This is a genomic window from Pseudomonas sp. R3-57 (assembly GCF_051132065.1).
Taxonomy (GTDB): Bacteria; Pseudomonadota; Gammaproteobacteria; order Pseudomonadales; family Pseudomonadaceae; genus Aquipseudomonas.
This window is the reverse complement of sequence record NZ_CP071655.1, coordinates 5,997,255-6,017,206: the sequence shown is the minus strand read 5'-3', so window position 1 is coordinate 6,017,206 and position 19,952 is coordinate 5,997,255. Positions and strand designations below refer to the sequence as shown.

12 protein-coding genes, 2 tRNA genes and 4 rRNA genes are annotated in these 19,952 nt (G+C 56.4%); 8 read left to right on the top strand and 10 right to left on the bottom strand.

What is annotated here, in order from left to right; genetic code table 11:
• Positions 1 to 4: 4 nt before the first annotated feature.
• From J3P93_RS26935 to J3P93_RS26900, 8 genes are all read right to left on the bottom strand, one after another.
• A complete protein-coding gene (locus J3P93_RS26935) occupies positions 5 to 322 on the bottom strand; it encodes a DUF2388 domain-containing protein (protein WP_203420217.1) in 318 nt (105 codons plus the stop codon).
• 108 nt (positions 323 to 430) lie between these two features.
• Positions 431 to 748: a DUF2388 domain-containing protein gene (locus J3P93_RS26930; RefSeq protein WP_434593778.1), complete on the bottom strand. Its 318-nt coding sequence runs from the start codon at positions 746 to 748 to the stop codon at positions 431 to 433.
• Between the two features lie 335 nt (positions 749 to 1,083).
• On the bottom strand, positions 1,084 to 1,299 hold the full coding sequence (locus J3P93_RS26925; RefSeq protein WP_011058498.1) for a DUF1127 domain-containing protein: 216 nt from the start codon (positions 1,297 to 1,299) through the stop codon (positions 1,084 to 1,086).
• Between the two features lie 321 nt (positions 1,300 to 1,620).
• On the bottom strand, positions 1,621 to 3,114 hold the full coding sequence (locus tag J3P93_RS26920) for an acetyl-CoA hydrolase/transferase family protein (protein ID WP_434593775.1): 1,494 nt from the start codon (positions 3,112 to 3,114) through the stop codon (positions 1,621 to 1,623).
• Between the two features lie 213 nt (positions 3,115 to 3,327).
• Positions 3,328 to 4,761 carry an NAD(P)(+) transhydrogenase (Re/Si-specific) subunit beta gene (locus J3P93_RS26915; RefSeq protein WP_434593773.1) on the bottom strand — a complete coding sequence of 478 codons (1,434 nt, stop codon included), beginning with the start codon at positions 4,759 to 4,761 and terminating at the stop codon, positions 3,328 to 3,330.
• Complete coding sequence (locus J3P93_RS26910) at positions 4,761 to 5,081, bottom strand: NAD(P) transhydrogenase subunit alpha (RefSeq protein WP_003187417.1); 321 nt, start codon at positions 5,079 to 5,081, stop codon at positions 4,761 to 4,763. Before J3P93_RS26910 ends, J3P93_RS26915 begins: the two co-directional genes overlap by 1 nt.
• Positions 5,082 to 5,096: 15 nt before the next feature.
• Positions 5,097 to 6,218: a Re/Si-specific NAD(P)(+) transhydrogenase subunit alpha gene (locus J3P93_RS26905; protein ID WP_434593766.1), complete on the bottom strand. Its 1,122-nt coding sequence runs from the start codon at positions 6,216 to 6,218 to the stop codon at positions 5,097 to 5,099.
• 434 nt (positions 6,219 to 6,652) lie between these two features.
• Positions 6,653 to 7,552 (bottom strand): LysR family transcriptional regulator, encoded by a 900-nt coding sequence (locus tag J3P93_RS26900; RefSeq protein ID WP_434593763.1) that lies wholly within the window; start codon positions 7,550 to 7,552, stop codon positions 6,653 to 6,655.
• A 158-nt stretch (positions 7,553 to 7,710) separates the two neighbouring features.
• Between J3P93_RS26900 and J3P93_RS26895 the strand changes: the two genes are divergently transcribed.
• From J3P93_RS26895 to rrf (J3P93_RS26860), 8 genes are all read left to right on the top strand, one after another.
• Positions 7,711 to 8,892: an acyl-CoA dehydrogenase gene (locus tag J3P93_RS26895; protein ID WP_039757058.1), complete on the top strand. Its 1,182-nt coding sequence runs from the start codon at positions 7,711 to 7,713 to the stop codon at positions 8,890 to 8,892.
• Between the two features lie 13 nt (positions 8,893 to 8,905).
• The gene (locus J3P93_RS26890; RefSeq protein WP_434593759.1) at positions 8,906 to 10,126 is read left to right on the top strand and encodes a CaiB/BaiF CoA transferase family protein; all 1,221 of its coding nucleotides are present in this window, start codon (positions 8,906 to 8,908) and stop codon (positions 10,124 to 10,126) included.
• Positions 10,127 to 10,690: 564 nt separating this feature from the next.
• A 16S ribosomal RNA gene (locus J3P93_RS26885) occupies positions 10,691 to 12,227 on the top strand.
• An 81-nt stretch (positions 12,228 to 12,308) separates the two neighbouring features.
• A tRNA-Ile gene (locus J3P93_RS26880) sits at positions 12,309 to 12,385 on the top strand.
• A gap of 30 nt (positions 12,386 to 12,415) precedes the next feature.
• Positions 12,416 to 12,491: transfer RNA gene (locus tag J3P93_RS26875), tRNA-Ala, on the top strand.
• A 246-nt stretch (positions 12,492 to 12,737) separates the two neighbouring features.
• Positions 12,738 to 15,631, top strand: a 23S ribosomal RNA gene (locus J3P93_RS26870).
• Between the two features lie 151 nt (positions 15,632 to 15,782).
• Positions 15,783 to 15,898, top strand: a 5S ribosomal RNA gene (gene rrf / locus J3P93_RS26865).
• A gap of 105 nt (positions 15,899 to 16,003) precedes the next feature.
• Positions 16,004 to 16,119: ribosomal RNA gene (gene rrf, locus J3P93_RS26860) — 5S ribosomal RNA — on the top strand.
• The 16S, 23S and 5S rRNA genes sit together here with 2 tRNA genes alongside, the layout of an rRNA operon.
• Positions 16,120 to 16,189: 70 nt before the next feature.
• Here rrf (J3P93_RS26860) and J3P93_RS26855 read toward each other — a convergent pair.
• Together J3P93_RS26855 and J3P93_RS26850 are read right to left on the bottom strand one after the other, a co-directional pair.
• Positions 16,190 to 17,368 (bottom strand): PepSY-associated TM helix domain-containing protein, encoded by a 1,179-nt coding sequence (locus tag J3P93_RS26855; protein ID WP_434593756.1) that lies wholly within the window; start codon positions 17,366 to 17,368, stop codon positions 16,190 to 16,192.
• A 77-nt stretch (positions 17,369 to 17,445) separates the two neighbouring features.
• Positions 17,446 to 19,950, bottom strand: a complete 2,505-nt coding sequence (locus J3P93_RS26850) for a TonB-dependent siderophore receptor (protein WP_434593753.1) — start codon at positions 19,948 to 19,950, stop codon at positions 17,446 to 17,448.
• Between the last annotated feature and the right edge of the window lie 2 nt (positions 19,951 to 19,952).

Here is a 19,952-nt window from a genome sequence, read left to right as displayed (position 1 = left end):
ATAACTATTGGACGAGAATTGCTTCCGCCAGTTCAAGGTCGCTGGCATGAAGTTTTGGCCGGTTTTTGCGCAGGTAATGCAGCGCGGATTCGAGCCGGGCGCCTCGCCATTCACCGTCACTGGCAACGAAGGCTGCCGCATCATCGTGGGCGGCGAGTAGCAGTTTACGGTCGAACGGTGCAGAAGACACCATGCTGGTCGCGTAAGCGCTGACAACGGTGCCCTGCGTAGAGGCATTGAAAGCATCGAAGGCGCCGGCCGATGTTGCCCAGCAGGCGGTTAGAAAAGCAGAGTAGATGAGCGGACTGGAAAGAAAGCGCATGGGACTCGACAACTGTTAACGAGCCTGAAGGCTAGCGCAAAAGCCCGGGCCAGAGCCAGCGTTGAAACATCGGGACACGGCTGGCGTGTCCCGCATTACCTGATGCGCTTACAGCGTCAGGATGGCCTGGGCCAGTTGCGCATCGGTCGCTTGCAGCTGTGGCGCCTGATGACGGATGTGATGCAGTGCGCTTTCCAGTTTCACCCCACGAATATCGCCCTGGCTGGCAACGAAGCTCGCCGCGTCATCGCGAGCGGCCAGAACGATCTTGTCGTCACGGAAGGAAGAGGTGACATCAGAAGTCGCGTCCGAGGACGCTTTCAGAGCGCCGACGATGGAATCGGTGGTCACGATGAAACTGGTGGCGCTGGCGTTGGCAGCCACGGCCAGCAGTGCGGCGGCGCTGAGCAGACGAAGACGGGTCATGTGAAACTCCTTTGGATAAACCGTAGTGAGAGGTGGCTCGGTATCTGAGGAAGTCAGACGCCAGATGCTTAACGTTCGCCACGTTCTGTGTGGATATTAGGCTGCCGCACGGGTTTCGCCCAGTGATGGCCACCGCGGCGTCTATGGAATACGCATAACTGTACCGCTTGATATAAGCTTTGTGTGAGCTGTACTGGTTTTACCTAAAATCATCTGTCTGAAGAATTCCCGAGCGCTGAAACGACAAAACCCGTCGTGGTTTCCCACGACGGGTTCTGCTTGTTCAATTCGGGTTGCTGGCGGTGGGTCTTGGCGACCAGAGCCAGCGACGCTGCTTAGCGCCAGAACGGCTTGCTCAGCTCTTCGTAGCGTTGTGCTTCGCTGATACCGGCGTCAGCCAGCAGACGCGAATCCAGACGAGCCAGTTGATGGCGGCTGGAGATGCGGCGCTGCCACAACATCAGGTTGGCGATAACGCGCAGTGGCAGGGAAGCCTGGGTTTTTTCAGCTTTGTCTTCGAAGAACAGTTCGGAACTGAGTGTACGTTCCATGGTTGACATCCTTCCGCTTGTGGCGGGATCAGGTAGTGGTTTGACTGGTGCCCATGATCCTCTCGTTTGCCTAGTCTCTCTAGATACAGTTGCACTGTATTGTGAGTGACCAGTTAACTGTTTATAGGCGGTGTACGGGTCAAAATCGAGCAAACTGTACCTGTCCGCACTCAAGTGGTGCGTTTTTGCTCAACTTGATGGACGAAGTAGGAATTCACTGTAGGAAAGGACCGGTACAGCAGTACAGTTTTTGCCAGCCAGGGGGAGCTTGGCAATCTCGGCTGGCGCAAACTGTGTTTGCACCAGCGAGTATCTGTGTGATTACACCGCCAGCATGCGCCCGGTTTCTTCCAGATTCATGTGCCAGCCCAAGGCTTCACGCAGGATGTGCGGGGTGTGACCGCCGATTGCACAGGCCGCCGTGAAATAATCGTTCAGCGCCGGGCGGAAGTCCGGGTGCACGCAGTTATCGATGATCACGCGTGCGCGCTCACGGGGCGCAAGACCGCGCAGATCAGCCAGGCCAATCTCGGTGACCAGAATATCGACGTCATGCTCGGTGTGGTCGACGTGGCTGACCATCGGCACCACGCTGGAAATCGCGCCGCTCTTGGCGATCGATTTGGTCACGAACACCGCCAGATGCGCGTTACGCGCGAAGTCGCCGGAGCCGCCGATACCGTTCATCATCCGCGTGCCGCAGACGTGGGTGGAGTTAACGTTGCCGTAGATATCGAACTCGAGCGCCGTGTTGATGCCGATAATGCCCAGACGCCGCACCACTTCCGGGTGGTTGGAGATCTCCTGCGGACGCAGGATCAGCTTGTCCTTGTACTTTTCCAGATTGCCGAACACATCGCTGTTACGGCGTTCCGACAGGGTGATCGAACTGCCCGAGGCGAAGCTCAGCTTGCCGGCATCGATCAGGTCGAAGGTCGAGTCCTGCAGCACCTCGGAGTACATGGTCAGGTCTTCGAAAGGCGAGTCGATCAGGCCGCACATCACCGCGTTGGCGATATTGCCGATCCCCGCCTGCAGCGGACCGAGCTTGTTGGTCATGCGACCGGCGTCGACTTCCTGTTTGAAGAAGGTGATCAGGTGTTCAGCGATGGCGTTGGTATCGACGTCGGGTGTCGACACCGTCGACGGCGAATCCGACTGCTGGGTGATGACGATGGCGACGATCTTCTCCGGTGGAATCGGAATCGCCGTGCTGCCGATGCGGTCGTCGACTTTCACCAGCGGGATCGGTGTACGCGTCGGGCGGTACGTCGGGATATAGATGTCGTGCAGGCCTTCGAGGTTGGCGTTGTGCGCCAGGTTGATCTCGACAATCACCTGTTTGGCGAAAATTGCGAAGCTCGCCGAGTTGCCGACCGAGGTGGTCGGCACGATGTGCCCCTGTTCGGTGATGGCCACGGCTTCGATTACTGCGATGTCCGGCAGCTTCAGTTGCTGATTGCGCAACTGTTCGACGGTTTCCGACAGGTGCTGGTCGATGAACATTACCTGACCAGCGTTGATCGCTTTGCGCAAGGTGCTGTCGACCTGAAATGGCATGCGCCGCGACAGCACGCCGGCTTCGGTCAGTTGCTTGTCGAGGTCGTTGCCCAGGCTGGCGCCGGTCATCAGGCTGATCTGCAGCGGCGTGACCTTGGCCCGCTCGGCCAGTGCGTGAGGAACGGCCTTGGCTTCGCCGGCGCGGGTGAAGCCGCTCATGCCGACGGTCATGCCGTCCTCAATCAGAGCAGCGGCGTCGGCAGCGCTCATCACTTTGTCCAACAACGAAGGCAAGCGAATACGGTCACGGTACATGGATTATTATCTCGGGCAACGAGTAGCAGGATGCGCAGTCTAGTGAATTTAACGGGCGCCTGTCCCGCTACCAAGGTCGCAAACAAGGCGTCTATTCCGCGGGTTTGAAGTAAAACACCGTTACCGAATCTGCAACAACGCGGCAAATTGTCCATTGTTTCGCGCAAAAAAAACGCCCCGACAAGTCGGGGAGTTCGCTATTGCAGCGGTGAATTACTCGACCGCTTTGACCATGTCTTCGATGACCTTTTTCGCGTCGCCGAAGACCATCATGGTCTTGTCCAGGTAGAACAGCTCATTGTCCAGACCGGCATAGCCGCTGGCCATCGAGCGCTTGTTGACGATGATGGTCTTGGCCTTGAACGCCTCGAGAATCGGCATGCCGGCAATCGGCGATTTCGGATCGTTCTTCGCGGCCGGGTTGACCACGTCGTTCGCGCCGAGCACCAGTACCACGTCGGCCTGACCGAACTCGGAGTTGATGTCTTCCATCTCGAACACCTGATCGTAAGGCACTTCGGCCTCGGCGAGCAGGACGTTCATGTGCCCAGGCATCCGCCCGGCCACCGGGTGGATCGCGTATTTGACGGTCACGCCACGGTGAGTCAGCTTCTCGGTCAGCTCCTTCAGCGCATGCTGGGCTCGTGCTACTGCCAGACCATAACCCGGAACGATGATCACGGTATCGGCGTTGGTCAGCAGGAAAGTGGCGTCATCAGCCGAGCCGGATTTCACCGGGCGTGCTTCTTTGGCGCCGGCCGGTCCCGCGTCTGCCGTGTTGCCGAAACCGCCGAGCAGTACATTAAAGAAGGAACGGTTCATCGCCTTGCACATGATGTACGAGAGGATCGCACCGCTCGAACCCACCAGCGAGCCGGCAATGATCAGCATCGAGTTGTTCAGCGAGAAGCCGATACCCGCCGCCGCCCAGCCGGAATAGCTGTTGAGCATCGAAACCACCACCGGCATGTCCGCGCCGCCGATCGGGATGATGATCAGCACGCCCATCACGAACGCCAGGGCCAGCATCAGCGCGAACGCGGTGAGGTTACCTGTGAGCATGAAGGTCAGGCCGAGTGCCAGCGTCGCCAGGCCCAGCACGGCGTTGAGCTTGTGCTGTCCGGCGAACTGTACCGGTGCGCCCTGAAACAGGCGGAACTTGTATTTGCCCGAGAGCTTGCCGAAGGCGATCACCGAACCGGAGAAGGTGATCGCACCGATGGCTGCACCGAGGAACAGCTCCAGACGGTTGCCCGCCGGAATCGCGTCGCCCAACTGTTTGACAATGCCCAGCGATTGCGGCTCAACCACGGCGGCAATCGCAATGAACACCGCTGCGAGGCCGATCATGCTGTGCATGAACGCAACGAGTTCCGGCATCTTGGTCATTTCAACGCGTTTGGCCATGATCGAACCAGCGGTGCCGCCGACCAGCAAACCGACGATCACGTAACCGATACCGGCAGTGGCAAGTTCAGCGCCCAACTTATAGATGAGGCCAACCGTAGTGATGATTGCCAGCGCCATGCCGAGCATGCCGAACAGGTTGCCGCGCCGCGAAGTGGTCGGGTGCGACAGGCCTTTGAGGGCCTGGATAAAGCAGATCGACGCGATCAGGTAGAGCGTCGTGACGAGATTCATGCTCATTACTTCGGCGCCTCTTCTTTTACTTTCGGGGCTTTCTTCTTGAACATCTCAAGCATGCGGCGAGTGACCAGGAAGCCACCGAACACATTGACCGCTGCCAGTGCCACGGCAAGGGTGCCCATGGTTTTGCCCAGCGGCGTGACAGTCAGTGCGGCCGCGAGCATGGCGCCGACAATGACGATCGCCGAGATTGCGTTAGTGACTGCCATCAACGGCGTGTGCAGCGCAGGCGTAACGTTCCAGACCACGTGGTAACCGACATAAATCGCCAGCACGAAGATGATCAGGTTGTAGATACCGGGGGAGATAAGCTCTTCCATCGTCTGAATCCCTGCTTAGGCGTTTTTGCGGATGACTTGGCCGTCGCGGCACATCAGGCACGCGGCGACGATGTCGTCTTCGAGGTTGACGTCGAACTGGCCTTCCTTGGTGAACACCAGCTTGAGGAAGTCCAGCAAGTTGCGTGCGTACAGTGCCGAGGCGTCGGCAGCCACTTCACCGGCGAGATTGGTCGGCCCGACGATGGTCACGCCGTTCTCGACCACGACCTGATCGGCCACGGTCAGCGGGCAATTGCCACCCTGAGCGGCGGCGAGGTCAATGACAACTGAACCGGGCTTCATCTGTGCCACGGTGTCCGCACTGAGCAGTGTCGGCGCCTTGCGGCCCGGAATCAGCGCGGTGGTGATGACGATGTCCGCCTGTTTGGCGCGCTCATGCACGGCCTGCGCCTGACGCTGCATCCAGCTCGCTGGCATTGGCCGCGCGTAACCACCGACACCGACCGCGCATTCGCGTTCTTCATCGGTCTCGTAAGGCACGTCAACGAACTTGGCGCCGAGGGATTCGATCTGCTCTTTTACCGCCGGACGCACGTCAGACGCTTCGATCACTGCACCGAGACGTTTCGCCGTGGCAATCGCCTGTAACCCGGCCACGCCCGCACCCAGAATCAGTACGCGCGCCGCTTTCACGGTGCCCGCCGCAGTCATCAGCATCGGCATGAAGCGGGGATAGTAGTGAGCGGCCAGCAATACCGCTTTGTAGCCGGCAATGTTCGCCTGCGACGACAACACATCGAGACTCTGCGCGCGCGAGGTGCGCGGCGCTGCTTCGAGGGCGAACGCGGTAATCCCGCGCTCGGCCATTTTGGCGATGGTTTCGTTGTTGAACGGGTTGAGCATGCCAACCAGCACGGTGCCACGCTTGATCAGCGTCAGTTCGGCATCGCTCGGGGCGACCACTTTCAGGATCAGCTCGGCAGCAAACGCATCATTGGCACTGCCAATACTTGCGCCGGCCGCTTCATAGGCACTGTCGACGACGCTGGCTTTGATGCCGGCGCCGCGTTGCACAGTGACCTTATGACCTTGGCTGATCAGCTTCTTGATGGTTTCCGGGGTTGCAGCAACCCGTGTTTCACCGGTCTGGGTTTCGAGAGGAACACCAATGTGCACGTCAAATCTCCTGCGTGATCTTATTGAGTAAACCCAGGCACTGCGGATGGTGCGACTGGGGCGGCCGATCAGCACGATCCCGCCGAATCAGGGCGGGGCGCGGCATTTTGCAGGCGAACTTTATGCCCTTCAAGGGATTATGACGGGTGACGGAAAATTAACTACAAGTCATGCCGTGACCGAATGTCGCAGATGGCCAGTTGAATCCCTTGCAGGCCGTGCCCTGCAAGGATTCTGGCTGAATATTGAAAAATTTCTGATAGGTGACGTGAATAGGCAGCAATGTGTCGCCAATGAAGGCTCAAAGCCACGTCTTACGGCTCTTTTGGGACGTCTGTACGACTTTCGGATACAGTCGTAGAAATAGCGACAAATACTTATATCTGTAGGGCTTCGATTTTCCTGACTACGGGGTTAGCAATTGCTGAAGGCCGCTATTCTTCTAGGCTGTAGTTCTGCGCCTGCTGTAACAACCAGTCACGAAATGCTTTCAATGATGCAGATTCGACCTTTCGCTCCGGAATCATCAGGTAATAAGCCTTGATGCTGGAGAGCGCTTGGTGATTAGCGATCACCAAACGTTTTTCGGCGAGCTCTCGTTGAATCAGGAAGGGTGGAATCAGCGCAATGCCCATGTCGTGCATGGCTGCCTGGGCGAGCATTGAGAATAGCTCGTAGCGTGGGCCTGTCATGTCGCGGGGAATATTCAGCTGTTGCGAGTTGAACCACTGGCGCCAGGCGTAGGGGCGGGTGGTCTGTTGCAGCAACGGCAATTCGGCGATGGCCTCGGCGCTCAGATGCGCATGGTTGCCGAGCAGGGCCGGGCTGCACACCGGCATCGGATTTTCGCCCATCAACCTGTGGGATTCGGTACCGGACCAATCGGCATCGCCAAAGTAGATCGCCGCATCGAATGGCGTATCGGCAAACAGGAACGGGCGGGTGCGGTTGGTCAGGTTGACGGTGACTTCCGGGTGCTTGTGCTGGAAATCCTTCAAGCGCGGTAACAGCCATTGCGTGCCGAACGTCGGTACTACCGCCAGTTCGATGACGTTGGCGCCTTGTTGTCCCATGACTGAGAGAGTGTCGCGCTCGACGGCGTCGAGTTGCGTTGCGACCCGACGACTGTAGGAAAGTCCGGCCTCGGTCAGTTTTACTCCACGTCGCGAGCGTCGGAACAGTTCGACACCAAGGAAGTCCTCAAGGCTGGCGATCTGTCGGCAAATGGCACCTTGAGTGAGCGAAAGTTCTTCTGCAGCCCGGGTAAAGCTCTCATGTCGAGCGGCCGCTTCGAAGCTGATCAGGGCGGCGGTGCTTGGGATCTTCCTGCGCATGTACGTCAACCTCACTAATGCGCCGCATAAATGGCTATTCGCGACGTTTCGGAGTGAGAAATTAGCACAACAGGATGCGAAATCCTCGTTTGCCGTGACGGCTAACCGCGCCTAGGATCAATGCCACGTTAATTCAGTCGATTTGCGAGGACACACTCATGGGCGGTAAAGCTAGCTTCAACTGGATCGATCCCCTGCTGCTGGATCAACAGCTCACCGAAGAAGAGCGCATGATCCGCGACACCGCCGAGCAGTTCGCTCAGCAGAGCCTCGCGCCGCGCGTCCTCGAAGCTTTCCGCCACGAGAAGACCGACCCGGCAATTTTCCGCGAAATGGGCGAAGTAGGCTTGCTGGGCGCGACCATCCCTGAGCAGTACGGTGGCAGCGGCCTGAACTATGTCAGCTATGGCCTGATCGCTCGTGAAGTGGAGCGTGTCGACTCCGGCTACCGTTCGATGATGAGTGTGCAGTCCTCATTGGTGATGGTGCCGATCAACGAATTCGGTACCGAAGCCCAGAAACAGAAGTACCTGCCGAAACTGGCGTCCGGGGAATGGATCGGCTGCTTTGGTCTGACCGAGCCGAACCATGGCTCTGATCCCGGCGCGATGATCACCCGTGCGCGTAAAGTCGACGGCGGCTATAGCCTGACTGGCGCGAAAATGTGGATCACCAACAGCCCGATCGCCGACGTGTTCGTGGTCTGGGCGAAAGACGATGCCGGCGACATCCGTGGCTTCGTCCTGGAAAAAGGCTGGAAAGGCCTGAGTGCTCCAGCGATTCACGGCAAGGTCGGGCTGCGTGCATCGATCACCGGTGAGATCGTCATGGACAACGTGTTCGTGCCGGAAGAAAACATCTTCCCGGATGTGCGCGGTCTGAAAGGTCCCTTCACTTGCCTCAACTCTGCGCGTTACGGTATCTCCTGGGGCGCGCTGGGCGCTGCCGAGTTCTGCTGGCACACCGCTCGCCAGTACACGCTGGATCGCCAACAATTCGGTCGCCCTCTGGCCGCAACCCAATTGGTGCAGAAGAAGCTTGCCGACATGCAGACCGAGATCACCCTGGCCCTGCAAGGCTGTCTGCGTCTGGGGCGGATGAAGGATGAAGGCACGGCAGCGGTCGAGATCACCTCAATCATGAAGCGCAATTCGTGCGGCAAGTCGCTGGACATTGCTCGCATGGCTCGTGACATGCTGGGCGGTAACGGTATCTCCGATGAGTTCGGCGTCGCTCGCCACCTGGTCAACCTGGAAGTGGTGAATACCTATGAGGGGACTCACGACGTCCACGCGCTGATCCTCGGACGCGCGCAAACCGGTCTGCAGGCGTTCTATTAACAGGAGAGCGACCATGGGTGCGCTGTCACATCTGCGGGTACTGGATTTGTCGCGAGTGCTGGCCGGGCCGTGGGCCGGGCAGATCCTCGCCGACCTTGGCGCCGAGGTGATCAAGGTCGAGCGTCCGGGCAATGGCGATGACACGCGCGCCTGGGGGCCGCCGTTCCTTAAGGACGCCTACGGCGAGAATACGTCGGAGGCGGCTTATTACCTGTCCGCCAACCGCAACAAGCAATCGGTGACTATCGATTTCACCCGTGCCGAGGGGCAGAAGCTGGTGCGTGAACTGGCGGCGAAGTCCGACATTCTGATCGAGAACTTCAAGGTCGGCGGTCTGGCGCCCTATGGGCTCGACTATGAGTCGTTGAAGGCGATCAATCCGAATCTCATCTACTGCTCGATCACCGGTTTTGGTCAGACCGGGCCTTATGCTAAACGCGCGGGCTACGACTTCATGATTCAGGGCCTGGGTGGGCTGATGAGCCTGACCGGTCGCCCTGAGGGAGATGAAGGCGCCGGGCCGGTGAAAGTCGGCGTGGCACTGACGGACATTCTCACCGGGCTTTATTCGACGGTGGCGATTCTGGCGGCGCTGGCGCATCGGGATCACGACGGCGGTGGTCAGCACATCGACATGGCATTGTTGGATGTCCAGGTGGCTTGTCTGGCGAACCAGGCGATGAACTACCTGACAACGGGCAATGCGCCCAAGCGCCTGGGTAATGCGCATCCGAATATCGTGCCCTATCAGGATTTTCCTACTGCTGACGGCGACTTCATTCTTACCGTGGGTAACGACGGGCAGTTCCGCAAGTTTGCCGAGGTGGCCGGGCAGTCGCAGTGGGCAGATGATCCGCGTTTTGCGACCAACAAGTTGCGCGTGGCCAACCGAGCGGCGCTGATTCCGTTAATTCGCCAGGCGACCGTATTCAAGACAACTGCCGAGTGGGTGGCTCAGCTCGAGCAGGCGGGCGTGCCGTGCGGGCCGATCAATGATCTGTCGCAGGTATTTGAGGATCCGCAGGTGAAAGCGCGCGGACTGGCGATCGAGTTGCCCCATGCGTTGGCGGGGATAGTGCCTCAGGTGGCTAGTCCTATCCGTATGTCGCGGACGCCTGTCGAGTATCGTCACGCGCCACCGTTATTGGGCGAGCATACGCTTGAAGTGCTGCAGCGAGTGCTGGGCTTGGGGGCTGGCGCCGTCGCTGACTTGAAAGCGGCCGGAGTGCTTTGAAGTTCCTTCTATATAGAAGGAATAGGTTTTGATCGTTTTTTGATCGATCTGCAAGTGATTGAAAGAAAAGCGAAATTAACGGTTGACGGCAGATCTGAGGTGTCTATAATTCGCCCCACTTCCGGCGCAGTCGAAACGGAAAACTCTTTGAGATTCAACGAGTTAAGTAGGTTTCGACGGCCGACGGCTTCAGTTCATAGAAGCCCGAAAGGAAGTTGAAAAAGAGGTGTTGACAGCGGCGTGTAACGCTGTAGAATTCGCCTCCCGCTGACGAGAGATCGGAAGCGCAAGTGGTTGAAGTTGTTGAAGAAATCTTCGAAAGCTTCTGAAAATAATCACTTGACAGCAAATGAGGCTGCTGTAGAATGCGCGCCTCGGTTGAGACGAAAGATCTTAACCAACCGCTCTTTAACAACTGAATCAAGCAATTCGTGTGGGTGCTTGTGGAGTCAGACTGATAGTCAACAAGATTATCAGCATCACAAGTTACTCCGCGAGAAATCAAAGATGTAACCAACGATTGCTGAGCCAAGTTTAGGGTTTCTTAAAAACCCAAAGATGTTTGAACTGAAGAGTTTGATCATGGCTCAGATTGAACGCTGGCGGCAGGCCTAACACATGCAAGTCGAGCGGATGAAAGGAGCTTGCTCCTGGATTCAGCGGCGGACGGGTGAGTAATGCCTAGGAATCTGCCTGGTAGTGGGGGACAACGTTTCGAAAGGAACGCTAATACCGCATACGTCCTACGGGAGAAAGCAGGGGACCTTCGGGCCTTGCGCTATCAGATGAGCCTAGGTCGGATTAGCTAGTTGGTGAGGTAATGGCTCACCAAGGCGACGATCCGTAACTGGTCTGAGAGGATGATCAGTCACACTGGAACTGAGACACGGTCCAGACTCCTACGGGAGGCAGCAGTGGGGAATATTGGACAATGGGCGAAAGCCTGATCCAGCCATGCCGCGTGTGTGAAGAAGGTCTTCGGATTGTAAAGCACTTTAAGTTGGGAGGAAGGGTTGTAGATTAATACTCTGCAATTTTGACGTTACCGACAGAATAAGCACCGGCTAACTCTGTGCCAGCAGCCGCGGTAATACAGAGGGTGCAAGCGTTAATCGGAATTACTGGGCGTAAAGCGCGCGTAGGTGGTTCGTTAAGTTGGATGTGAAATCCCCGGGCTCAACCTGGGAACTGCATTCAAAACTGTCGAGCTAGAGTATGGTAGAGGGTGGTGGAATTTCCTGTGTAGCGGTGAAATGCGTAGATATAGGAAGGAACACCAGTGGCGAAGGCGACCACCTGGACTGATACTGACACTGAGGTGCGAAAGCGTGGGGAGCAAACAGGATTAGATACCCTGGTAGTCCACGCCGTAAACGATGTCAACTAGCCGTTGGGAGCCTTGAGCTCTTAGTGGCGCAGCTAACGCATTAAGTTGACCGCCTGGGGAGTACGGCCGCAAGGTTAAAACTCAAATGAATTGACGGGGGCCCGCACAAGCGGTGGAGCATGTGGTTTAATTCGAAGCAACGCGAAGAACCTTACCAGGCCTTGACATCCAATGAACTTTCCAGAGATGGATGGGTGCCTTCGGGAACATTGAGACAGGTGCTGCATGGCTGTCGTCAGCTCGTGTCGTGAGATGTTGGGTTAAGTCCCGTAACGAGCGCAACCCTTGTCCTTAGTTACCAGCACGTTATGGTGGGCACTCTAAGGAGACTGCCGGTGACAAACCGGAGGAAGGTGGGGATGACGTCAAGTCATCATGGCCCTTACGGCCTGGGCTACACACGTGCTACAATGGTCGGTACAAAGGGTTGCCAAGCCGCGAGGTGGAGCTAATCCCATAAAACCGATCGTAGTCCGGATCGCAGTCTGCAACTCGACTGCGTGAAGTCGGAATCGCTAGTAATCGTGAATCAGAATGTCACGGTGAATACGTTCCCGGGCCTTGTACACACCGCCCGTCACACCATGGGAGTGGGTTGCACCAGAAGTAGCTAGTCTAACCTTCGGGAGGACGGTTACCACGGTGTGATTCATGACTGGGGTGAAGTCGTAACAAGGTAGCCGTAGGGGAACCTGCGGCTGGATCACCTCCTTAATCGACGACATCAGCTGCTCCATGAGCTCCCACACGAATTGCTTGATTCATTGAAGAAGACGATAGAAGCAGCCCGAAATTGGGTCTGTAGCTCAGTTGGTTAGAGCGCACCCCTGATAAGGGTGAGGTCGGCAGTTCGAATCTGCCCAGACCCACCAATTTTGTGTGGGAAACGCCTGTAGAAATACGGGGCCATAGCTCAGCTGGGAGAGCGCCTGCCTTGCACGCAGGAGGTCAGCGGTTCGATCCCGCTTGGCTCCACCACTACTGCTTCTCTTGTATAAAGCTTAGAAATGAGCATTCCATCGTTGTGATGGTGAATGTTGATTTCTAGTCTTTGACTAGTTCGTTCTTTAAAAATTTGGGTATGTGATAGAAAGATAGACTGAACGTTACTTTCACTGGTAACGGATCAGGCTAAGGTAAAATTTGTGAGTTCTCTTAGTTGAGAAATTCGAATTTTCGGCGAATGTCGTCTTCACAGTATAACCAGATTGCTTGGGGTTATATGGTCAAGTGAAGAAGCGCATACGGTGGATGCCTTGGCAGTCAGAGGCGATGAAAGACGTGGTAGCCTGCGAAAAGCTTCGGGGAGTCGGCAAACAGACTTTGATCCGGAGATGTCTGAATGGGGGAACCCAGCCATCACAAGATGGTTATCTTGTACTGAATACATAGGTGCAAGAGGCGAACCAGGGGAACTGAAACATCTAAGTACCCTGAGGAAAAGAAATCAACCGAGATTCCCTTAGTAGTGGCGAGCGAACGGGGACTAGCCCTTAAGTTGATTTGAGATTAGCGGAACGCTCTGGAAAGTGCGGCCATAGTGGGTGATAGCCCTGTACGCGAAAATCTCTTATCAATGAAATCGAGTAGGACGGAGCACGAGAAACTTTGTCTGAATATGGGGGGACCATCCTCCAAGGCTAAATACTACTGACTGACCGATAGTGAACTAGTACCGTGAGGGAAAGGCGAAAAGAACCCCGGAGAGGGGAGTGAAATAGATCCTGAAACCGTATGCGTACAAGCAGTGGGAGCCCACTTTGTTGGGTGACTGCGTACCTTTTGTATAATGGGTCAGCGACTTATTTTCAGTGGCGAGCTTAACCGAATAGGGGAGGCGTAGCGAAAGCGAGTCTTAATAGGGCGTCTAGTCGCTGGGAATAGACCCGAAACCGGGCGATCTATCCATGGGCAGGTTGAAGGTTAGGTAACACTGACTGGAGGACCGAACCGACTACCGTTGAAAAGTTAGCGGATGACCTGTGGATCGGAGTGAAAGGCTAATCAAGCTCGGAGATAGCTGGTTCTCCTCGAAAGCTATTTAGGTAGCGCCTCATGTATCACTGTAGGGGGTAGAGCACTGTTTCGGCTAGGGGGTCATCCCGACTTACCAAACCGATGCAAACTCCGAATACCTACAAGTGCCGAGCATGGGAGACACACGGCGGGTGCTAACGTCCGTCGTGAAAAGGGAAACAACCCAGACCGTCAGCTAAGGTCCCAAAGTTATGGTTAAGTGGGAAACGATGTGGGAAGGCTTAGACAGCTAGGAGGTTGGCTTAGAAGCAGCCACCCTTTAAAGAAAGCGTAATAGCTCACTAGTCGAGTCGGCCTGCGCGGAAGATGTAACGGGGCTCAAACCATACACCGAAGCTACGGGTATCACCTTCGGGTGATGCGGTAGAGGAGCGTTCTGTAAGCCGGTGAAGGTGAGTTGAGAAGCTTGCTGGAGGTATCAGAAGTGCGAATGCTGACATGAGTAACGACAATGGGTGTGAAAAACACCCACGCCGAAAGACCAAGGTTTCCTGCGCAACGTTAATCGACGCAGGGTTAGTCGGTCCCTAAGGCGAGGCTGAAAAGCGTAGTCGATGGAAAACAGGTTAATATTCCTGTACTTCTGGTTATTGCGATGGAGGGACGGAGAAGGCTAGGCCAGCTTGGCGTTGGTTGTCCAAGTTTAAGGTGGTAGGCTGAGATCTTAGGTAAATCCGGGATCTTAAGGCCGAGAGCTGATGACGAGTTACCCTTTGGGTGACGAAGTGGTTGATGCCATGCTTCCAAGAAAAGCTTCTAAGCTTCAGGTAACCAGGAACCGTACCCCAAACCGACACAGGTGGTTGGGTAGAGAATACCAAGGCGCTTGAGAGAACTCGGGTGAAGGAACTAGGCAAAATGGCACCGTAACTTCGGGAGAAGGTGCGCCGGTGAGGGTGAAGGACTTGCTCCGTAAGCTCATGCCGGTCGAAGATACCAGGCCGCTGCGACTGTTTATTAAAAACACAGCACTCTGCAAACACGAAAGTGGACGTATAGGGTGTGACGCCTGCCCGGTGCCGGAAGGTTAATTGATGGGGTTAGCTAACGCGAAGCTCTTGATCGAAGCCCCGGTAAACGGCGGCCGTAACTATAACGGTCCTAAGGTAGCGAAATTCCTTGTCGGGTAAGTTCCGACCTGCACGAATGGCGTAACGATGGCGGCGCTGTCTCCACCCGAGACTCAGTGAAATTGAAATCGCTGTGAAGATGCAGTGTATCCGCGGCTAGACGGAAAGACCCCGTGAACCTTTACTATAGCTTTGCACTGGACTTTGAATTTGCTTGTGTAGGATAGGTGGGAGGCTTTGAAGCGTGGACGCCAGTTCGCGTGGAGCCATCCTTGAAATACCACCCTGGCAACTTTGAGGTTCTAACTCAGGTCCGTTATCCGGATCGAGGACAGTGTATGGTGGGTAGTTTGACTGGGGCGGTCTCCTCCTAAAGAGTAACGGAGGAGTACGAAGGTGCGCTCAGACCGGTCGGAAATCGGTCGTAGAGTATAAAGGCAAAAGCGCGCTTGACTGCGAGACAGACACGTCGAGCAGGTACGAAAGTAGGTCTTAGTGATCCGGTGGTTCTGTATGGAAGGGCCATCGCTCAACGGATAAAAGGTACTCCGGGGATAACAGGCTGATACCGCCCAAGAGTTCATATCGACGGCGGTGTTTGGCACCTCGATGTCGGCTCATCACATCCTGGGGCTGAAGCCGGTCCCAAGGGTATGGCTGTTCGCCATTTAAAGTGGTACGCGAGCTGGGTTTAGAACGTCGTGAGACAGTTCGGTCCCTATCTGCCGTGGACGTTTGAGATTTGAGAGGGGCTGCTCCTAGTACGAGAGGACCGGAGTGGACGAACCTCTGGTGTTCCGGTTGTCACGCCAGTGGCATTGCCGGGTAGCTATGTTCGGGAAAGATAACCGCTGAAAGCATCTAAGCGGGAAACTTGCCTCAAGATGAGATCTCACTGGAACCTTGAGTTCCCTGAAGGGCCGTCGAAGACTACGACGTTGATAGGTTGGGTGTGTAAGCGCTGTGAGGCGTTGAGCTAACCAATACTAATTGCCCGTGAGGCTTGACCATATAACACCCAAGCAATTTGCGTCGAACAGACCAGATTGCGGTGTGTGAAGACGAAACGAACCGAAAGTTCGAAACGCACAAACACCGAAAGCTGTCACATACCCGATTTTCTGAAGCGAGGCCATCTGGTCACGAGTCAGTACCCGAATTTCTTGACGACCATAGAGCGTTGGAACCACCTGATCCCATCCCGAACTCAGCAGTGAAACGATGCATCGCCGATGGTAGTGTGGGGTTTCCCCATGTGAGAGTAGGTCATCGTCAAGATTAAATTCCGAAACCCCAATTGCGAAAGCAGTTGGGGTTTTGTTTTAGTAGAAGTACCGGTTTTTGCTGGCTTGTTACCGTGTTGACGGGCCAGATAAAGAATTTCTTGACGACCATAGAACATTGGAACCACCTGATCCCATCCCGAACTCAGCAGTGAAACGATGTATCGCCGATGGTAGTGTGGGGTTTCCCCATGTGAGAGTAGGTCATCGTCAAGATTCAATTCCGAAACCCCAATTGCGCAAGCAGTTGGGGTTTTGTCTTTTCCGCAACCCGGAAACTCAATGATCAAACGGGGCGGCGTGCCTTGCTGATGCGTCGAGCCTGCCATTTGCGCCACCAGATATAGACCCCGGTGACCGACAAGCCTGCAATCATGACGCCTAACACTGCGATGATGATTTGCCCGGTAACCCCGAAAATCCGTCCGCCATGTATCGGAAGTTGCAATCGGTAGAACTGCTCGCCCAACGTTCCCTGTCCCGCTATCTCCTGCCCTAACAATCGACCGTCAGTACCATGAAAGAACAGCCATGATTTGCCATGCGCGTCAGTGTCATGCTGCCCGAATCCGGCACCGTAAAAGTTGTATTCGAAGCTGTAATACAGTTCTCCAATCGGTGCTGTCAGCCCTAGCCTTTTTTCCTCCTGCAACGCCCTGTCGTATGCCTGTTGATAACTCAACTGCGTTGCGCCCAGTGCATCTGCGGGCATTCGTCCTCGTGCCTCGTAGACGCTCGGTTCGACCGGCGAAAACAATGACACTGCGGGCTTGAACACCTGACTGGGCAAATTCATGGCCACGCTGCTGACAGCGATCGGCAGCAGCAACAACCACAGCCACAATCCTCCGGCGCGGTGCAGATCGAAGTTGAGCCGATAAGCGTGTCCGCCCTTTACCTTCCAAGCGGTCGACCACTTCTTCCAGAATGGCTTTCCACGCGGCAACGTCAGCCAGAGCGCAACGAAACAATCGATCACCCAGCCAATCGCCACCAGACCCATCAACCACAACCCCCAATTGCCCGGCAACGTCAGGTTGTAGTGGAACTCGAGAATGAACGGGACGAGATTCTCCCGTTGAAAACAGCATTCGCCCCAATAGCGCTGACCCTTCTGCTCGGCGTTCACCGGATCCAGATAGAACACTTGATTGCGCTCATCGTATGGCTCGCCGGTCGCCGGGTTATTGCGCGCTACCGCGGCCAGCAACGCCGTGTGGCCGACCTCGTCTGGATATTCCATGTACCAGACTTGCAGCGTCGGATGTGCCTTCTGCACAGCGTCAACCAAATAACCGGGAGGCAATCGCTCGCCCACCGCAGACGCTGCATAAAATTGCGGATTCAACCATTCATCCAGCTCATGATTGAACGCCAGAATGCTGCCCGTCAGTCCGGCCAGCAACAAAAAGACTGCCGTCGCCAAACCGATATAGCGGTGCAACAACACGAGAAAAGCACGCATGAGAAACCCCCTGCAAAAACGACGAAGCCAGCGCCTGATAACTCAGGCGCTGGCTTTTTCATGCACGAAACAAATGGTTAGAACTGGTAGCTGACCGTCGCCGCGACATTGCGCTCTTCGCCCATGTAGCAGAAGTTCAGGCTGGCACAGGAAGCCACATAGGATTCGTTGGTCAGGTTGTTTGCATTCAGGCGTACGTCGACGCCTTTCAAACCGACCTTGCCCAAGTCATAACTAATCGAGGCATCGAACAACGTATAGGAAGGCACCTTCAGGGTGTTCTCCGCATCGGCCCAGCTGTAGCCGACATAACGAACGCCACCACCCAGGCGCAGGCCATCGAGTGCGGCACTGTCGAACTTATAGTCAGCCCACAACGAGGCCATGTGCCGCGGCGCCTGGGTCGGTGAGTTGCCCTTGTTCTCGATAACGTCGGTCGGCGTGCTCAACGTGCTGACCATCGACTTCGAATACTCGATGTCGGTAAAGGTGTAACTGCCGAGGAGTTTGAGGTTGTCGGTCAGCTGCATGTGCGCTTCCAGCTCCAGCCCCTGGGAGCGAACAGCCCCTACCGCGCGGTAGAAGTTTTCCTGCGGCAGCTTGGTCGCGAGGTTCTCCTGATCGATGCGAAACAGCGACGCGGTGAACAGGTTGTCGGTGCCCGGCGGCTGATACTTCAAGCCGATTTCCCATTGCGTGCCGTCGGTCGGTGCCAGCGGGTTGCCGGCGCTGTCGGCGTAGGAGTTCGGGTTAAACGATTCCGAGTAGCTGATGTAAGGCGCCAAGCCGTTTTCGAACAGATACAGCGCACCGGCGCGACCGGTCAGTTTGGTGCGTCGATCATTGATCTCGGTGCCGGCAGGGCGTCCTGCTTCGGCGATGCGGTTTTCGTCAGATGTCTCGACCCAATCCTGACGCAGGCCCAGTGAGAAACGCCACTGGTCCATCTCGATCAGGTCTTGCAGGTAAACCCCGGTCTGTTCCAGGCGCCGCAGATAACTGGTTTCACCGTACATATCGATGGCCGAGTTGCCGTACACCGGGTTGAAGGCATTGATCGGGGCAAGACCGCCGCTGGTCCAGTCGACCACGGTTTTGCGCCGCTGATAGTCAGCGCCCAGCAGCACGGTGTGCTTCGTCGCACCGGTAAAAAACTCGGCCTGGAGCATGTTATCAACGATGAACGCATGCAGACGCTCATCACCACCCGTGTAATAGCGGTTCAGCTCGTTACTGGTCGGCGAGGTCCAGCCATAGGCGTAGACCTGATCCATGTTTACTTTGGAATCGAGGTAGCGGAAGTTCTGCCGCGCGGTGAAGACATCGTTGAAGCGATGCTCGAATTGATACCCCAAGGACTGCTGGTCACGCGAATAACCATCGATACCCGGCTCACCTTCAAAGAAGTCTGTCGAGATACGCTGGCCGTTGCGCTGATGGATCGTGCCATCGGCCGGCACGCCACCGTGGTAGCCGCCATCCGGGTCGTGTTGCAGATATGCCTGCAGCGTCAGCGAGGTGTCTTCGCTGAAGTCGATGCTGAGGGTCGGTGCCAGGGCGTAGCGCTTTTCCTTATTGTGGTCGAATTGCGTGTCGGAGCGATCCGTTAAGCCGGTCAGACGATAAGCGATGCGCTTGTCGTCATCGACCGGTCCGCTGAAGTCAAAACCCAACCCGCGCTGCCCCTGATTACCCACCGTGGCCTGGACTTGATGGTAGGCCTCGTACAGCGGTTTCTTGCTCGTCAGCGCGACCAGACCGCCGGGTGAGCTGCGGCCATACAGCACCGAAGAAGGGCCCTTGAGAATATCCACTCGCTCCAGGAAGTACGGGTCGACTTGCAGGGTGCTGTAAGTGCCGCTGTCACCCATCGACTTGAGACCGTCGAGATAAATGTTGTCCACCGAGCCATCGTTGAAACCGCGCATCGCCACGTAGTCGTAACGATGAGTCGCGCCATACGGATTGGTCAGCACGCCCGGGGCGTAGCGCATCGCCTGAGAGACGGTCTGCGAGCCTTGGTCGTCCATTTGCTCGCGCGTGACCACGGACACGCTTTGCGAAGTCTCGAGCAATGCGGTACTGGTTTTGGTGGCGATCTGGCTGTGAGTGGCGTTGTAGCCCGCCATGCTGCCCAGCGCGTTGCCGAGGGCGAAGCCTTTGATGTCGGTGGTCGGCAGGGCCAGCGCTTCGCTCTCGGCGAGCGGTCGCAGGATGTAGCGGCTGCCATCCTGGGTGACGGCTTCCAGACCCGAGCCGCCGAGCAAATGGCTCAGCGCCTGATCCGTGGAGTATTCGCCCCGAACCCCCGGTGACTGACGGCCCTGAGTCTGTTGCGGGGTCATCGACAAAGTGATGCCCGCCTGATGGGCAAACTGGTTCAGTGCCTCGTCCAGCGGCCCCGCAGGGATGTCATAGCGCGGGCTGACCGCACCGGCATTGGCGTCGGCCGCGAAAGTCAGAGTCGGCAATACACCCACGCTCAGCGCGGTAGAAAACAGCGCTGCGCGGACGGCGTGCTGCAGCAGACTCGATTCAACAGTGAAATTCAGAGAGTTCTTACAGTGGGCGCGGACAGTCATTG

Excerpts from the sequence above, each read along its gene's own strand:
- J3P93_RS26935 (WP_203420217.1), bottom strand. The coding sequence starts at position 322 with ATGCGCTTTCTTTCCAGTCCGCTCATCTACTCTGCTTTTCTAACCGCC.
- J3P93_RS26930 (WP_434593778.1), bottom strand. The coding sequence starts at position 748 with ATGACCCGTCTTCGTCTGCTCAGCGCCGCCGCACTGCTGGCCGTGGCT.
- J3P93_RS26925 (WP_011058498.1), bottom strand. The coding sequence starts at position 1,299 with ATGGAACGTACACTCAGTTCCGAACTGTTCTTCGAAGACAAAGCTGAA.
- J3P93_RS26920 (WP_434593775.1), bottom strand. The coding sequence starts at position 3,114 with ATGTACCGTGACCGTATTCGCTTGCCTTCGTTGTTGGACAAAGTGATG.
- J3P93_RS26915 (WP_434593773.1), bottom strand. The coding sequence starts at position 4,761 with ATGAGCATGAATCTCGTCACGACGCTCTACCTGATCGCGTCGATCTGC.
- J3P93_RS26910 (WP_003187417.1), bottom strand. The coding sequence starts at position 5,081 with ATGGAAGAGCTTATCTCCCCCGGTATCTACAACCTGATCATCTTCGTG.
- J3P93_RS26900 (WP_434593763.1), bottom strand. The coding sequence starts at position 7,552 with ATGCGCAGGAAGATCCCAAGCACCGCCGCCCTGATCAGCTTCGAAGCG.
- J3P93_RS26895 (WP_039757058.1), top strand. The coding sequence starts at position 7,711 with ATGGGCGGTAAAGCTAGCTTCAACTGGATCGATCCCCTGCTGCTGGAT.
- J3P93_RS26890 (WP_434593759.1), top strand. The coding sequence starts at position 8,906 with ATGGGTGCGCTGTCACATCTGCGGGTACTGGATTTGTCGCGAGTGCTG.
- J3P93_RS26855 (WP_434593756.1), bottom strand. The coding sequence starts at position 17,368 with ATGCGTGCTTTTCTCGTGTTGTTGCACCGCTATATCGGTTTGGCGACG.
- J3P93_RS26850 (WP_434593753.1), bottom strand. The coding sequence starts at position 19,950 with ATGACTGTCCGCGCCCACTGTAAGAACTCTCTGAATTTCACTGTTGAA.